We start from the raw sequence: 14,861 nt of genomic DNA, 5'->3' as shown, positions 1-14,861 counted from the left end.
GTGAAGGGAGTGGAGGACATGGATGCTTCCATGGAAAAAACGCTGAAGAATTTTGAGAGCCACGGCATCAAAGCCCGGTACTTTGAAACCGGGGAGCAGGCCAGGCAGGCCATCGTCCAGGCCGTTCGGGGGAAAAAGGTGGCCTTTGGCGGCTCGGTGACTTTGCAGCAGCTGGGGTTTTATGAAGCCCTGGAACAGCATAACCCGGTCTTCTGGCATTGGGTCACTCCCGCAGAGAACCGGCGGGAGAGGGAAAAGGAATGTGAAGTCTTTTTTACTTCGGCCAACGCCCTCAGCCGCACCGGAGAGATTGTCAACATCGATGGCACCGGCAACCGGGTGACCATGGCGACTTATGGACCGGAGAAGGTCTATTACATCTGCGGTGTCAACAAACTGTGCCCCGATCTGCCTTCGGCCATCAACCGGGCCCGGAATGTGGCGGCGCCCCGGAATGCCAGACGCCTGGGGCTGGAGACTCCCTGCGTGAAGGACGGGGTGTGCCACAACTGCCAAAGCCCCCAGCGCATCTGCAATGTGATGGACATCACGCTGCACCGTCCGGGAGCTGTGGAGGTGGAATTGTGGATCATTCAGGAGGAACTGGGTTATTGAGCGGCAAAAGAGCCCTGGCTCTGGCAGGAGCCGGCATACTGGCGGTTTTGTGTGCCGGATGCAGCGCCGCCAGCGGGGAGTATTATAAGGAAACCGCCCATACCTCTTTGGCGGAAAGCGAATCCCGTTTCAGTTTCAGCAGCGGGGTGAGCAATTACTACGCCCTGCAAAGCGCGGTTCTGAGCATGATCGGCGCGGGCCAGGAGCTGAGTACTCTGCCTGTGGGCAATTACGAAGGCTCGTTGGAGGAAGACCTGAGCCGTATCACCCAGGAGATCACCACAGAAAATCCTCTGGGTTGTTTTGCCGTGTCCTCTATTGTTTTTGACCAGACCAAAATGCTCACTTATGAGGAACTGAGCATTACCATCCAGTATAAGCGCACGCCGGAGGAGATCGCCGCTGTGCGGGAAGCGCCCAGCCAACAGGATTTTGAACGGCGGCTCACCGAGCTGCTTTCCGGTTTCGGCACCGAGGCATATTTTTCGGTGAGCGCCCTGGAGGATGAGGATGAGGATCTGTATGACCGGGTTCTGCGGTGTTTTTATGGTGCGGCCGACACCGCTTACGGCCTGAAAAGCGTCAGCCTTGCTACATATCCTTCCACAGGTTCCAAGCGGATCGTGGAGGTGCAGCTGGAGTGGACCGACAGCCGGGAGACTTTGATGGAGCAGGGGCAGCAGGCCCAGGAGCGGGCCCGGGAGATCTGTGCAGAATTTGACGGAAAAAGTGATTACGAACGCCTGGATTTCGTCAAGCAGTACCTGAGCGACCATGTGCGGTATGACGACAAGGCCATGCGGGTGGTGACCGAGACCGGAGGACGGCAAAGCCGCACTTCCACCTATACGGCTTATGGGGCTTTGGTGGAAAGAACGGCGGCCCAATCGGGGCTGGCCCATGGAGCCAAGCTGCTGCTGGACGAGCTGGGAGTGCCTTCCACTCTGATCGCCGGGCAGAACGGCGGCATCAGTTATGTGTGGCTGCTGGTGCAGAGCGAAGGGGTATGGTATCATTATGATCCCACCGGCGACCATGGCCTGATGAGCACCGAAGAATGTAAACAGAATGGCTACACCTGGAATGAACAGGTCTATGCCGATCTTTCGTGAAAAAACATTCCCCGGCAGAAAATATTTTTTCTGCCGGGGAAAAACCCTTGACAAACCCCTTGGGGTTTGCTATTATAATAAGGCACTTGCGGATGTAGCTCATCTGGTAGAGCGCCACCTTGCCAAGGTGGAGGTAGCGAGTTCGAGCCTCGTCATCCGCTCCATAAAAGACACGGTTTTTGACCGTGTCTTTTTTATTTTTTTCAGGTGCAGGATTGGGTTTGATTTCCCAAGGTACCCTGGCTTTGGTGGGTGTGAATTGACTTTTGGAGTGGGGTATGGCATACTGATTTCATAACAGAAGCCACAGGATACACCTTTTTTCACAAGGAAAGGAGAACACGAAGCATGGGAATTTTGTCTCGCTTTGCCGATATCATTTCGGCCAATATCAATGCGCTTTTGGACAAAGCGGAAGATCCGGAAAAGATGATCGATGAATATCTGCGCCGGGCCATGGAAGATCTGGCCGAAGTGAAGCAGGAGACCGCTGCCGTCATGGCAGAGGAAAACCGCTGCCAGCGTCTGTGGGAAGAAAACCGGAAAGATGTGGAGAAATACACCGATCTGGCCAAAAAAGCCCTGACTGCCGGAAACGAAGGGGATGCCCGTGTCTTTCTGCAAAAGAAGCAGGAGCTGGAGCAGGCAGGAGTTGCTTTGGAAAAGACCTATCAGGCGGCCCGGCAGAACGCAGAGAAAATGCGTCAGATGCATGACAAACTGACAGAGGATATCAACACCCTGAAGGCCCGCCGCCAGAATGTGAAGGCTACCATGGCAGTGGCCCGCACCCAGGAGAAGGTCAACCGGGCCCAGGAGGCCTTTGACGGCGCAGGCGGCGCCATCCAGGGCTTTGCCCGCATGGAGGAAAAGGCCCAGGCCATGCTGGATCAGGCCAACGCTATGGCGGAGCTGAACCAGCGTCCCGTCGATCCGGCGGCTGCTTTGGAGGAGAAGTATTCTTCCGGCGGCAGCGCTGCGGTGGAAGACGAGCTGGCCAAACTCAAGGCCGAGCTGGGGCTGTAAGATGGGCCGCGGCGGAAGAGGGGGCGGCGGTGGCCGCCAAAGCGGCGGAGGAGGCCGTTCCTCTGGCGGACGGATGGGGGGCGGCTCCTTTGGCGGCCGCGGCGGCCGGTCCGGCGGTTTGTTCGGCGGCGGTTTTTCCCGGGGGCCTTCCCGGCCGTCTATGGGCACTTGGCGCCCCACTTATCGGAGCAGTTGGGGCCCGCGCCGCTCGGCACCTGGCCCCAGGCCCTCCCCCGGAGGCTGCGGCTGTCTGGGAGGCGCCTTGCTGTGGCCCGTTCTGTTGGTGCTGGTGCTTTTCGTCCTTTTCTCCGGCGTGGGGAATGTGCTTCACGGCGGTTCCTTCCTCCCCTCGGGAAGTGAGGATATTACCCGTTCCACCGTCAAGCGGGAGCCTCTGGACAAGGCCTATGTGAACGAAACCGGTTATTATACCGATGAACTGGGATGGATCCGCAGCGGTAGTACCCTGGAAAAAGGCATGAAAGATTTTTACCAGGAAACCGGCGTGCAGCCCTATCTGTACATCACCGACACGGTCAATGGCACCACTTCTCCCACCTCGTCGGATATGGAAACGGCCTGTCAGGCCCTTTATGATCAGCTGTTCACCGATGAAGGACATATGCTGCTTTTGTTCCAGGAGTACAATTCCTCCGGGAATTACAATATGTGGTATGTGTGCGGCAAGCAGGCCAAAACCGTGCTGGACAGCGAGGCCATGGACATCCTGATGGATTATGTGGATTATTACTACTATTCCGATCTGGATGAGGATGAGATGTTTGCCCAGGCTTTCCAGAAGGCGGGGGACCGGATCATGTCGGTGACCCGTCCGGCCTGGATGATGCCTGCCATCATTCTGGGCGTGGTTCTGCTGGTGGCCCTGCTGTATAGCTGGTGGAAAAAGGCCAAGCAGCAAAAGAACCGGGAGGCCGAACAGACCAAAAAGATCCTGGAGACCGATCTCAGCACCTTTGAGGACAAGGAGCTGAAGGATCTGGAAAACAAATACAAATAAGCAAGCATAGGGCCCGGCAGATGCCGGGCCTTAGGCTTTACGGGAGGGAAGGACATGGAGATCCGATTGGAGAAGTGGAGCATAGAGGACGAAGGGGCGCTTGCCTTTCTGATGGACAGAGCCGACCGGCAGTATCTCAGCGACCGGCTGCCCAAGCCCTATACCCTGGAAAACGCCCGGTGGTGGCTGGAGATGGTATCCCGGCAGGAAGGAAAGACCGGACTGTTCCGCAAGATTCTGGTGGATGGGCGTGTGGTAGGGAATATCTCCGCCGAGGGCCAGGAGGATATCTACCGGAAAGATGCCGTGCTGGGCTATGTGCTGGACAAAGAGCAGTGGGGACGGGGAATCATGAGCCAGGCGGTGGCGCTGTTCTGCCCGCTGGTGTTTGAGGGGCTGGATGTGCTGCGGCTTAGCGCCCGGGTGATGGAAGAAAATATCCCCTCCTGCCGTGTGCTGGAAAAGAACGGTTTCAGGCGGGAAGGCGTGGTAAAAATGGGAGCCTGGAAAGAGGGAAGACCCCATGACCTTTGGCTCTATGGAAAACTGAAAGGGCAGAACTGACCTTAGTTTTTTGCGCCAGCGGCTTGCGGTAGAATCAGGCGGGTCAGCTGGGATACCATCCTGGGGGTACACAGGCAAAAGCCGTGGCCCAGCGGCGCCGGGAGAAGGGAAAGGTGCAGGCCGGGAAAGCGGGGGAAAGCTCCCCTTTCATCCACCAGAGAAAAGGTGGGCAGGCCCTGGGACAATCCCCGGCCGGTGTACTTGATATAGCTTTCTTTGGCGCTCCATAGGGGGAAGAAGGCATCGGGATGGGCTTTCAGGTATTCCTGCTCCAAGGGGTGAAAAAAACGCCGGGAAAGGGCCTCTTTGCGGCAGGGACGGGCAATCTGATAATCCAGGCCCAAGGGCTTGTCTCCAAAGGCGCACATCCAGGTGTCGCCGCTGTGGGTGATGGAAAAATGGAGCTGAGGAAAAGCAGGAAAATAGGGCTTTCCCCATTCTCCGAAAGCCAGCGGCTCTGTAACCGGCTCTTTTCCCAGATAGACACCGGCGCCTTTACGGAGCAGAGTATGGGAAGTGGCGGCGGAAAGAGAAGCAGTGACCAAAAGTACTTTCATGGCATATCACCTTTCAAAACGGTCCGTCTGTGGAAAATGTGCAGAGTGAGACATTTTTTCCGGAATCTGTGTAGTCTTTCCAGGCAAAAAAGATACGCACAGCCCCCAAGGCATTGCCTTGGGGGCTGTTGTTTTTGAAATTCGCCCCTATCCCAGATAGCAGGAACGGCCCTGGGGCAGAGCGCTGCCTTCCGGCAGAGCCAGGGCAATGCGGCAGTTGGAGCCGTTCTCCACCTGGGCGATCAGGTTTTGTACAAAGGCATCGGTTTCGCTCCCGGCGTTGACCAGCAGGGCGTCACAGTATGCCCGCAGCTCCATGGGATTCTGGCCGGTCATGGCGTCGGTCAGGCTTTGGGCGGCAGTGTCGCTCAGCTCCACCGTCACGGTCATTTCCCCTGCGGCCTGCTGAAGCTGCTGGAGCAGCTGGGTGGTAAGGGCCTGTTTGTCGGCATCCCGGTCGGTGACAATGAGATCGGTTTTGCCCCGGGGCGGATACCCCAGGTCGCTGAGGATCACCCCATCAAAGCCCAGGCTCTGGCAGGAGGTGAGCAGCTGACCGATGTATTCCCCGGTCTGGGGGCCGGAGGGCGCCAGCCAAGTGATGTTGTCATAGTCCATCCATACAGCGCCGCTCTGGGTGCGCAAAGCATTGTCCCGCAGGGCGCGGGGGACGATGTTGTCCCGGCACACAGACAGCCGGGCGGTCAGGGAGAAACCGGCCTCTTTCAAAGCGGCCAGTCCCTCGGCGACTCCGTCATAGGGCTGCGCCGAACCGGCCTGCTGGGCGATAGTCGAATCGGTGGGGATTCCCACCCGGCCGCCTTCTTCCTTCACCGTAAATACCAAAGCGCCGCAGCCGGCGTTTTGGGCCTGGGCAATCAGTTGGCTGCGGTAGTTTGCGTCACCAATGCGGGACAGATCCCCTTCCATGGCCGTAACGGCAGGAACGGATTCCGGGGGTGTTTCCTCTTCGTCTGTGTCTGCGGGCTCCTTCGTTTCTTCTTCCTCTTTTTCCGAGCCGTCGTCCACTACCAGGGGTACATCCTCCGGTGTGGTGGGCTCTTTCCCCGACAGGAAGGGAAAGTCAAAATAGAAACCATCGGCCGTATAGACGATGTGCTCCTGGAGATAGAGATATCCGCCAGCCAGAACGGCCGCCGTGATCAGCAGCACCAGCAGCAGGATGAGAAGCCGGCGGCCTTTTTTCCGGCCCCGGCCATGATAAACCGAATGAGTGGAGTTGATGCCCTTGCGTGCCACAGCTCCCGCCTCCTTTGTTTTCCGAAAAAGTCATTTCTTATATACTATATGAAATGGACGCCGGTTTCAACCGGAAAATGGTGAATTTTAGTGGAACAGTGAAAAATCGCCAGGACAAAAAGCAAAATTCAAAAAAAGAAGGCCCGAATCCCGCATCAGACGATCCAAAAACTGATTTAGTTCGAAGGAAGTATTTTATCAATCTGCAAAAAGCCGCGACCTGTGCGTGGATTTTTGCACTTTTCAAGGGGCAAGTGTGGCCAATTGGCTGCGCGCAGCCCCTTGCAAAAACTGGAAAAAGTGGCCTGAGCCACTTTTTCGGTACACAAAAAGAAGGCCCGAAGGCCTTCTTTTTGTGTTTCACATTACAGAGCCGACTGACGGGTTTCGCTGGTGATGGAGCTGGCCCGGACGATGAGCTTCCGGGGGCACACCGCCACGCACTCGCCGCAGTTGACGCATTTGTCATAATCGATGACCGCCAGATTGTCTACCACATGGATGGCGTCATGCTTGCAGGTCTTCTGGCACAGAGTACAGCCGATGCAGCCGATGTTGCAGTTTTCCCGCAGCACCGGACCGCGGTCGTGGGAGGAGCAGGAGACGAACACATCCTGCTTTTCCGAAACCAGAGAGATCAGATGACGGGGGCAGGCAGAGACGCAGATGCCGCAGGCCCGGCATTTGTCCGCCTGTACCACCGCAACGCCACCCACCACATGGATGGCGTCATAGGGGCAGGCCTTTTCGCAGGTGCCATAACCCAGGCAGCCGTAGGAGCAGGCCAGGTCGCCGGAGCCCACCTTGGAGGCGGCCAGGCAGTCCTGGATGCCTTCGTATTCAAACTTCCGCTTGGCATTATGGCCGCCGCGGCAATTCACATGGGCAACCTTCCGGTCCTGCGCAGAGACTTCCACGCCCATGATGGCGGCGATTTTGGCAGCCGTTTCCGGTCCGCCCACAGCGCAGCCGTTGCAGGGAGCTTCCCCCGCCACCACAGCGCTGGCAAAGCCGGAGCAGCCGGGGTAGCCGCAGCCGCCGCAGTTGGCCCCGGGCAGTACTTCGGTGATCTGGGGCAGGCGCTCATCCTGCTCCACATGGAAAATCTTAGAACTCACCGCCAGCAGCAGGCCGAAAAACAGGCCCATGGCCCCCAGGGCCACCACCGGGGCGACGATCGACAGTGTATACAAAGTGATTCACCTCATCTTCTTCATCGGGGATTGTGTTTTGTTAAAAGATCTTCAGCCCCTGGAATCCCATGAAGGCCATAGCCAGCAGGGAAGCGCTGACCAGAGCGATGGGGAAGCCCTCAAAGGAGGGGGGGCATTCGGAAAACTCCAGCCGCTCCCGCACCGAGGCGAAGAGCACGATGGCCAGGGTAAAGCCGGCGGCGGCCGAGAAGCCGTAAACCACCGAGCCGATGAAGTTCAGGTTGTTCTGCACATTGAGCAGCGCCACGCCCAGAACGGCGCAGTTGGTGGTGATCAGGGGCAGATAGATGCCCAGGGCCTGGTAGAGAGAGGGCATGCTCTTCATCAGGAACATTTCCACAAACTGCACCAGGCTGGCGATGATCAGGATAAAGGCCACCGTCTGCATATAGCCCAGATCAAAGGTCAGAAGGATATATTTGTTCACCAGATAGGTGACGGCAGAAGCCACCGTCATAACGAACATGACGGCCAGGCCCATGCCCAGGGCGGTCTCGGTTTTCTTGCTCACGCCCAGGAAGGGGCAGCAGCCGAGGAATTTCACCAAAACGAAGTTCTCCAGCAAAATGGCGCCCAGGGCCAGGGAAAAGAGTTCGGTAAAGCTCATAAATTAGGCCCCTTTCTTTTTCAGGATCTTTTGGAACAGGGCGATGACAAAGCCCAGGGTCAAAAATCCGCCGGCGGGCAGGATCATCATGATGGCCGGCTGGAAGTTGTCCCCGAAGAGGGGATGGCCCAGCAGGGTGCCGGCGCCCAGGATCTCACGGATGGTGGACAAAATGCACAGAGCAAAGGTGAAGCCCAAACCCATGGCAAGACCGTCCACCAAAGAGGGGATGACCTTGTTTTTGGAGGCAAAAGCCTCGGCACGGGCCAGAATGATGCAGTTGACCACGATCAGCGGGATGAACAGGCCCAGGGATTTGGACAGATCGGGCAGATAGGCCTGCATCAGCAGATCCACCGCCGTGACAAAGCCGGCGATGATGGTGATATAGGCGGCAATACGCACCTTGGAAGGAATGAGTTTCCGCAGAAGGGAAATAACCACATTGGAGCAGATGAGAACTGCGGTGGCGGCCATGCCCATGCCGAAGCCGTTTTCCAGGGAAGTGGTGGTGGCCAGAGTGGGGCACATGCCGATCAGCTGCACCAGCACCGGGTTGTTGGTAAAAAGCCCTTCATAGAGCTGACGGAGAAAATTTTTCACGATGCACCCTCCTTACTGCGCCAGGGAAGCGGCCAGGTCCAAAGCGGACTGGACGCCCGAGGTGACGCCGTTTGAGGTGATGGTGGCGCCCGACAGGGCCACGATTTCCCCTTCGGCGCCGGTGGCCGATTTCACAACGGTGAGATCGCCCTGCTGGCCTTCATATTGCTGGAGAAATTCCGGTTTTTCGGCGTTGGCGCCCAGACCGGCAGTTTCGCTCATTTCCACGATCTGCACGCCCAGCACAGCGCCTTCGCCGCTGACGCCCACGATCATGGTGATTTCGCCGCCGTAGCCCGAGGGAGCTACCTGAACGCAAATGCCGTCGGGAGAACCATTCCGGATGATCTGATAGGCATCCTGGATGGTCTCGTCATCGATGTCGGCTTCCAGAGGCTCAAAGGTGGCGTCTGTGCCGCACACAGCGCCCATGGCGTCCTTTACCTGCTGCTCTTTCAGAGCGGCGATTTTATCCCGGGTCAAAGCGTCCACGCAGCCCAGGCACAGAGCAACCACCACAGTGATGGCCAAAAGGGCGCCGCCCAGATGGATCAGGTCTTTTTTCAGGCTGTCGTTCATTTGCTTTTCCCTCCTTCCGGGGTCTTAACGGCCTTGGGAGGAGCCACAAAGCCGTATTTGCGGGGTCTTGTCACCTTTTCGATGAGGAACACCGTGGCGTTCATCACCAGAATGGAATAGCTGACGCCTTCCGGCATATTGCCGAAGAAGCGGATGAACACCGTCAGCAGGCCGCAGCCGATGCCGAAGACCACCTGACCCTTTTTGGTCACAGGGCTGGTGGAATAGTCGGTGGCCATGAAGATGGCGCCCAGCATCAGGCCGCCGCTGCACAGCTCGGCCAGCATGAACTCCACTCTTCCGTTGCCGTGGGGGAAGAGGAAGCACAGAAGGGCCACGGTGCCCAGATAAGCCACAGGGGTGTGGAAGGTGATGACCTTCCGGGAGATGAGATACAGCCCGCCGGCCAGAAGGGCCAGAGCGGAGATCTCGCCCATGGAGCCGCCCACCATGCCCAGAGCCAGGTCGGTGAGAGAGGCGTTGGGCATCAGTCCCTGTTTCAGGCTGGCCAGAGGAGTGGCCGAGGACACCACATCAGGGGTGGCGAACAGGGGGAGCTTGGTGCGGATGGCGGGCCAGGTGGTCATGATCACCGGGAAGCTCATGAGAAAAGCACGGGCGCTGAGGGCGGGGTTCATGAAGTTTTTGCCGATGCCGCCGTACAGCTGCTTGACCACGATGATGGCGAAAGCATCGCCGATGAGCACCATCCACATGGGGGAGGACACCGGCAGACAGTAGGCCAGCAGGATGCCGGTGACCAGGGCGGAACAATCGCCCACCGTCACAGGCTTTTTCATCAGTCTTTGATAAAGCCACTCAAAAAACAGGCAGCCTGCGGCGGAAACCGCCGTCAGGGTCAGAGCCCGGGGGCCAAAGACATAGATGGCAATGGCCAGGGCGGGCATCAGGGCGATGATCACATCCACCATGATCTGCCGGGTGTTGTCCTCGTGCCGGATATGGGGGGAGGAAGAAACCGTCAATTTGCTCAAATCAGCCATAGGAACCTCACTTTCTGCGCGCGTTCAAGATCCGCTGTTTGGCCGAGCGGATGCCCTGGACCAGCGGCAGCTTGCCGGGGCAGACATAGGTGCACGCGCCGCACTCGATGCAGTCGAGGGCGTCATATTTTTCACAGGCCTCCAGATTGCCCTTTTCTCCATAAAGATAGATGTAAGTGGGCATCAGGCGCATGGGGCAGGCCTCCACGCATCTTCCGCAGCGGATGCAGGAAGGGGTTTTGGAACCCTTGGCTTCGTCGCCGCAGAAGGCCAGGATGGCATTGGTGCCTTTGAAGATGGGGGCGGTGAGATCAAACTGAGCCACGCCCATCATGGGGCCGCCCATGAGGATCTTGTTGGGTTCCTCTTTGAAGCCGCCGGCCGCTTCGATCACTTCCCCGATGGGGGTGCCCACCCGCACTTCCAGGTTTCTGGGCGCGGTGATGGCCGAGCCGGAGACCGTGACAATGCGGCGGATGTCGTTCATGCCGGTGCGGAATTTCCGGGCGATGGTGGCGCAGGTGTCCACATTGAACACCACGCACCCGGCGTCGGCAGGCAGCTTGCCCGAAGGCACTTCCCGGCCGGTGAGGGCGAAGATCAGCTGTTTTTCTGCGCCCTGGGGATATTTGGTCTTGAGACGGCACAGCTCGATGGAGCCGTCGGCGGGCAGCAGCTTTTCCACATGGGAAAAGACATCGGCCTTGTTTTCCTCCACAGCCAGCTTGGCCTTCTGCAGGCCCAGAGCCTTGAGCAGAACTTTGATGCCCAGGATCACATCGTCGGTCTGTTCCAGCATGACCCGATGGTCGGATGTGATGTAGGGTTCGCATTCGGCGCCGTTGAGGATCAGGGTATCGGCCTTGCCCAGGCCGGAGCGGATCTTCACATCGGCCGGGAAGGTGGCGCCGCCGTGGCCCACGATGCCGGCCTCACGAATGGCGTTGATGATTTCCTCCTGGGTCATGGCGTCCATATCCAGGGGATGGAGCGAGGGGTCCGGGGTGTCCTGGAAGTCATTTTCAATGACCACCGACAGCACTTTGGATCCATTGGGATGGGGACGGGGCGCCACATCCACCACAGTACCGGAAACGGTGGCGTGGATGTTGGCGCTCACATTGCCGCCTGCTTCAGCCACCAGCTGGCCCAAAAAGACTTGATCGCCTTTTTTGACCACCGGTTTGGCCGGGGCGCCGATGTGCATCGAGACGGGAAGCACCACCTGTTTGGGCGGGGCCATGGGCTCGATGGCCTTTTTGTTGGTTGCAGCCTTCTGATCGTCGGGGTGAATGCCCCCGCGGAATGTGTAGGCCATAGTCTCACCTCACAAAGATAATATGCAGAGAAGGGAAGTCCTCAGTTTCCCCTTTTACACAATGCAGTTTATTATAATACAAAAAAACGAAATCTGCAACAAAAATGCGAAAATCCCCCGAAAAAAAGATGAAAAATCATGGAATTGATAATTAAATAACAAAATTCAATATTTTTCCTTTCCTTCGGCGGCAAAATAAGAAAAATTCTGGAAGACAAAAAGCGGGTCGGGAAATTGTACAGAACGCTCCTTGTTTTTCCCCAAATGTTCGTGTAAAATAATGAAAAGGAGGGAATATTTATGAAAAAGCGGATTCTTTTGGGACTTCTTGTTGCGCTTTCCTGGGGAGCTTGCACCTATCTGGGATATCTAAAGGAAAGCAGTTATCAGGTCTATGCAGTGCCTTTGACTTTGCTGCAGATTTTCATGGGCGTGTGCCTGGGACTTTTGCTGTGGGGCCGGATGGAGGATCTGTCTCCCCAGAATCTCCGGTTTGATGCCTTTTCGGCCCTGCGGCTGGTGGTGACCGTTGCCCTGCTGGTGGCAGTGCATCTGGTGTATGAGTATCTGGGCCGCTATGGCGCGCCGGTGGAATACTGGGTCATGATGGGGCTGGTAGCGGGCGCCAGTCTGCCGGGCATTCTTTTGCGGGGTGCCTATGGAAAGGGCCATTACCGGAAGCGATAAATCTGCATTTCCCCTGGTTTTCCAGGGGAAATTTTTTTGCCTGTTTTACTTTTTCCCTCTCTGCGGTATACTGGAGACAGCCACTATATTTACGCAAAGGAGAGAACTGCCATGACATTTCAGGAAATGCCTTATGAGCGGGTGGACCTGGCCGCTTTGTGCAAGGTCTACGAAACCTTGAAAGCCCGGATGGAAGGGGCCAAAACGGCAGAGGAAGCCGCTGCTTTGCTGGACGAGCACACCCGTACCTATGAGCCGGTCAGCACCATGATGAGCCTCAGCTCCATCCGCCACACCATCGACACCGAAGATCCCTTCTACACCGCAGAAGAGGAATTTTATGCCCAGGAAGGCCCGGCCTTCGGGGAAAAGGTCACCGATTTCTACCGGGCCGTGCTGGCTTCTCCCTTCCTGAAAGAACTGGAGAAGGAATTTCCTCCGGTGTTTTTCAAGAACATCCGGATGGATGCCCAGACCATTTCCCCGGCTGTGCTGGGAGAGCTGGAAGAGGAAAACAAGCTGGTGATGGATTACCAGAAGCTCCAGGGCAGCGCCCAGATTGAGTTTCAGGGAAAGGTGTGCAACCTGTCCCAGCTGGGTGTTTATAAGGAAGACCCCCAGCGGCAGGTGCGGAAAGGGGCCTACACCGCCGAAGGGAGTTTTTATCAGGAACACAAGGGGGAATTTGACCGGATCTATGACGAACTGGTGAAAAAGCGCACCGCCATTGCCCGGAAGCTGGGCTTTGAGAATTTTGTAGAGCTGGGCTATCTGCGCATGGGCCGCAACTGCTATGACAAAAAGGATGTGGCCGTGTTCCGGGAAGAAGTGGTGCGGGAGATCGTGCCCATCGTCTGTGAGATGAAAAAAGAGCAGCAGAAGCGGCTTCATTTGCCAGACTTCAAATTCTATGATGATCCGGTGGTGTGCCAGGGGGGGAACCCTCATCCCCAGGGCACTTTTGAGGACACCTACCGCACCGGTATCGAGATGTACCGGAAGATGTCCCCGCTCACAAAGGACTTCATCCACAAGATGGACAGCATGCACCTGTTTGACCTGATCGCCAAAAAAGGCAAGATGACCGGCGGCTATTGCAGCTATCTGGCCTCTTATAAGGCGCCCTTCATCTTTGCCAACTTCAATGGCACTTCCCACGATGTGGAAGTCTTTACCCACGAGGGAGGGCATGCCCTGGCCGCCTTTATGGCAGCGGACAAAACCCGGTTGATGGAGTGCGCCATGCCCACATTGGAAGGCTGCGAGGTTCATTCCATGTCCATGGAGTTTTTGTGCTGGCCCTATTTGGAAGGGTTCTATGGAACCGAGGCCCACAAGGCCCGGGCCATTCATCTGGGCGGCGCCCTGTCCTTCCTGCCCTATGGCTGTCAGGTGGATGAGTTCCAGCACATCGTCTATGAAAACCCGGATATGACCCCGGAGGAGCGCAACGCCCAGTGGGCTGCGCTGGACAAAAAATACCGTCCCTGGCTGGATTTTGATTCGGTCCCCTTCTATGCCGACGGCGCAGCCTGGCAGCGGCAGATCCACATCTACACCGATCCTTTCTATTATATCGACTACTGTCTGGCTCAGTCGGTGGCCCTGCAGATCTTCCGTCTTATGGAGGAAAAGGGCTGGCAGGCCGCCTTTGAGCAGTATCTGGCCTATACCCGCCAGGGCGGCAATGACACCTTTCTGGGCCTTTTGCACAAGGCCGGGCTGGAAAATCCCATGGAAAAGGGGTCGCTTAAAAATGTGGCCCGGGAAGCCAGAGAATATCTCACCGCCCATCAAAAAGATCTGGACTAAAAGCGCATAGTTTCCTTCCTTCCGCCCATACTGGAGAAAAAGGGAGGAAGGACTATGAGGAAAAGCGCATGGCTGGCCGGCATTCTGGCAGGCAGCATATTGCTGTCCGCCTGCGGCCGCAATGAAAAGGACAAGGCCCAGGAAAAGAAGGACGATCCGGCCCAAAATTCCCAGGAACAGACCCAGCAGCAAACCCCGGAGGAAACACCCGCCCCCGATCCGGCACAGCCGCCGGAGACGGCGGAAAACAAAGCCGTGCCCCAGGAGCTGGCCGCTGTGAGCACCGCTTTGCACGATTGGGACGAAGGGCGCATGGAAAACCTGCGCCTGGCCTGTCAGGCCGTTCACGGGGCGGTGATCCCGGCGGGCGGCTCCTTTTCTTTTAATGAAGCCCTGGGAGAGCGCACCGAGGAAAAGGGTTACCGCCCGGCCATTGCCTTTGAGAACGGGGAGAAGGTGATGGAGGTGGGAGGCGGCGTGTGCCAGGTGAGCACCACCCTGTTCCTGGCCGCCCAGCGGGGAGGCATGGAGATCCTGGAGCGGCATCCCCATCAGCTGCCGGTGCCCTATGCAGGAGAGGGACAGGATGCGGCAGTGGAATATGGGAGCCTGGATTTTCGCTTTCAGAATCCCACCGCCGTTCCTGTGGAGATCGGCTGCTGGCTGACGGGGGACAGCGTCACCGTTTCCCTGACAGTCCAGTGACCGGGCTTTTGCCTTGCGGGTATTGCAGCATCACATTGATTGCGCCTAGGTTCGTTCTATTGCTGAGCGCGGCAGCGCAGTACGGGTGCAGCGTCACGCTGCTCCGGTGGCCGGACAGCCATACTCTCTTTGCCCGGACGAACACAACGGGCCCTGGCTCTGTTGCTGAGCGCGGCAGCG

Annotated in this window: 16 protein-coding genes and 1 tRNA gene; 9 read left to right on the top strand and 8 right to left on the bottom strand. The window is 57.5% G+C overall.

The annotated features are described in order from the left end of the window. From H6A25_RS05355 to H6A25_RS05330, 6 genes are all read left to right on the top strand, one after another. Positions 1 to 615: a lactate utilization protein gene (locus H6A25_RS05355; protein WP_345941584.1), complete on the top strand. Its 615-nt coding sequence runs from the start codon at positions 1 to 3 to the stop codon at positions 613 to 615. Continuing rightward, positions 612 to 1,727, top strand: coding sequence for a hypothetical protein (locus H6A25_RS05350; RefSeq protein WP_204750948.1), 1,116 nt, complete (start codon positions 612 to 614; stop codon positions 1,725 to 1,727). The genes H6A25_RS05355 and H6A25_RS05350 overlap by 4 nt, the downstream gene beginning before the upstream one ends. 88 nt (positions 1,728 to 1,815) lie before the next feature. After that, positions 1,816 to 1,891 (top strand) — tRNA-Gly (locus tag H6A25_RS05345). Between the two features lie 184 nt (positions 1,892 to 2,075). Then, entirely contained in the window at positions 2,076 to 2,753 is a 678-nt protein-coding gene (locus tag H6A25_RS05340) for a PspA/IM30 family protein (protein ID WP_204750947.1), read from the top strand. Between the two features lie 262 nt (positions 2,754 to 3,015). Further along, positions 3,016 to 3,771 carry a hypothetical protein gene (locus tag H6A25_RS05335; protein WP_243423247.1) on the top strand — a complete coding sequence of 252 codons (756 nt, stop codon included), beginning with the start codon at positions 3,016 to 3,018 and terminating at the stop codon, positions 3,769 to 3,771. A gap of 54 nt (positions 3,772 to 3,825) precedes the next feature. Next, positions 3,826 to 4,335: a GNAT family N-acetyltransferase gene (locus H6A25_RS05330; protein WP_204750946.1), complete on the top strand. Its 510-nt coding sequence runs from the start codon at positions 3,826 to 3,828 to the stop codon at positions 4,333 to 4,335. 2 nt (positions 4,336 to 4,337) lie between these two features. On the opposite strand, the gene H6A25_RS05325 is transcribed toward H6A25_RS05330, so the two are convergent. The 8 genes from H6A25_RS05325 to rsxC all read right to left on the bottom strand — a co-directional run bounded on the left by H6A25_RS05325 (position 4,338) and on the right by rsxC (position 11,477). Continuing rightward, positions 4,338 to 4,892, bottom strand: coding sequence for a 4'-phosphopantetheinyl transferase family protein (locus H6A25_RS05325; protein WP_204750945.1), 555 nt, complete (start codon positions 4,890 to 4,892; stop codon positions 4,338 to 4,340). 147 nt (positions 4,893 to 5,039) lie between these two features. Continuing rightward, complete coding sequence (locus H6A25_RS05320) at positions 5,040 to 6,152, bottom strand: putative glycoside hydrolase (RefSeq protein WP_204750944.1); 1,113 nt, start codon at positions 6,150 to 6,152, stop codon at positions 5,040 to 5,042. A 365-nt stretch (positions 6,153 to 6,517) separates the two neighbouring features. Then, positions 6,518 to 7,345, bottom strand: a complete 828-nt coding sequence (locus H6A25_RS05315) for an RnfABCDGE type electron transport complex subunit B (RefSeq protein WP_204750943.1) — start codon at positions 7,343 to 7,345, stop codon at positions 6,518 to 6,520. Between the two features lie 40 nt (positions 7,346 to 7,385). Continuing rightward, a complete protein-coding gene (gene rsxA / locus H6A25_RS05310; protein WP_204750942.1) occupies positions 7,386 to 7,973 on the bottom strand; it encodes an electron transport complex subunit RsxA in 588 nt (195 codons plus the stop codon). 3 nt (positions 7,974 to 7,976) lie between these two features. After that, positions 7,977 to 8,576: an electron transport complex subunit RsxE gene (rsxE, locus tag H6A25_RS05305; protein WP_118747769.1), complete on the bottom strand. Its 600-nt coding sequence runs from the start codon at positions 8,574 to 8,576 to the stop codon at positions 7,977 to 7,979. Between the two features lie 12 nt (positions 8,577 to 8,588). Next, positions 8,589 to 9,155: an FMN-binding protein gene (locus H6A25_RS05300; RefSeq protein ID WP_204750941.1), complete on the bottom strand. Its 567-nt coding sequence runs from the start codon at positions 9,153 to 9,155 to the stop codon at positions 8,589 to 8,591. Further along, complete coding sequence (locus H6A25_RS05295; protein WP_204750940.1) at positions 9,152 to 10,159, bottom strand: RnfABCDGE type electron transport complex subunit D; 1,008 nt, start codon at positions 10,157 to 10,159, stop codon at positions 9,152 to 9,154. The genes H6A25_RS05300 and H6A25_RS05295 overlap by 4 nt, the downstream gene beginning before the upstream one ends. A gap of 7 nt (positions 10,160 to 10,166) precedes the next feature. Further along, the gene (gene rsxC / locus H6A25_RS05290; protein WP_204750939.1) at positions 10,167 to 11,477 is read right to left on the bottom strand and encodes an electron transport complex subunit RsxC; all 1,311 of its coding nucleotides are present in this window, start codon (positions 11,475 to 11,477) and stop codon (positions 10,167 to 10,169) included. A 300-nt stretch (positions 11,478 to 11,777) separates the two neighbouring features. On the opposite strand from rsxC, the gene H6A25_RS05285 reads away from it, so the two are divergent. The 3 genes from H6A25_RS05285 (at position 11,778) to H6A25_RS05275 (ending at position 14,681) form a co-directional block, all read left to right on the top strand. Next, positions 11,778 to 12,164 carry a hypothetical protein gene (locus tag H6A25_RS05285; RefSeq protein ID WP_204750938.1) on the top strand — a complete coding sequence of 129 codons (387 nt, stop codon included), beginning with the start codon at positions 11,778 to 11,780 and terminating at the stop codon, positions 12,162 to 12,164. Between the two features lie 111 nt (positions 12,165 to 12,275). Next, positions 12,276 to 13,976 carry a M3 family oligoendopeptidase gene (locus H6A25_RS05280; protein ID WP_204750937.1) on the top strand — a complete coding sequence of 567 codons (1,701 nt, stop codon included), beginning with the start codon at positions 12,276 to 12,278 and terminating at the stop codon, positions 13,974 to 13,976. A 54-nt stretch (positions 13,977 to 14,030) separates the two neighbouring features. Then, on the top strand, positions 14,031 to 14,681 hold the full coding sequence (locus tag H6A25_RS05275) for a VanW family protein (protein ID WP_204750936.1): 651 nt from the start codon (positions 14,031 to 14,033) through the stop codon (positions 14,679 to 14,681). The last annotated feature ends 180 nt before the right edge of the window (positions 14,682 to 14,861 follow it).

Origin of the sequence: Intestinimonas butyriciproducens (assembly GCF_016901775.1) — a bacterium.
Taxonomy (GTDB): domain Bacteria; phylum Bacillota; class Clostridia; order Oscillospirales; family Butyricicoccaceae; genus Pseudobutyricicoccus.
The sequence above is the reverse complement of the archived record's forward strand: the minus strand, read 5'-3'. Positions and strand labels throughout refer to the sequence as shown.

Coding starts and splice junctions, on each gene's coding strand:
- H6A25_RS05340 (WP_204750947.1), top strand. CDS start 2,076: ATGGGAATTTTGTCTCGCTTTGCCGATATCATTTCGGCCAATATCAAT.
- rsxA (WP_204750942.1), bottom strand. CDS start 7,973: ATGAGCTTTACCGAACTCTTTTCCCTGGCCCTGGGCGCCATTTTGCTG.
- H6A25_RS05300 (WP_204750941.1), bottom strand. CDS start 9,155: ATGAACGACAGCCTGAAAAAAGACCTGATCCATCTGGGCGGCGCCCTT.
- H6A25_RS05295 (WP_204750940.1), bottom strand. CDS start 10,159: ATGGCTGATTTGAGCAAATTGACGGTTTCTTCCTCCCCCCATATCCGG.
- rsxC (WP_204750939.1), bottom strand. CDS start 11,477: ATGGCCTACACATTCCGCGGGGGCATTCACCCCGACGATCAGAAGGCT.
- H6A25_RS05330 (WP_204750946.1), top strand. CDS start 3,826: ATGGAGATCCGATTGGAGAAGTGGAGCATAGAGGACGAAGGGGCGCTT.
- H6A25_RS05280 (WP_204750937.1), top strand. CDS start 12,276: ATGACATTTCAGGAAATGCCTTATGAGCGGGTGGACCTGGCCGCTTTG.
- H6A25_RS05275 (WP_204750936.1), top strand. CDS start 14,031: ATGAGGAAAAGCGCATGGCTGGCCGGCATTCTGGCAGGCAGCATATTG.
- H6A25_RS05325 (WP_204750945.1), bottom strand. CDS start 4,892: ATGAAAGTACTTTTGGTCACTGCTTCTCTTTCCGCCGCCACTTCCCAT.
- H6A25_RS05285 (WP_204750938.1), top strand. CDS start 11,778: ATGAAAAAGCGGATTCTTTTGGGACTTCTTGTTGCGCTTTCCTGGGGA.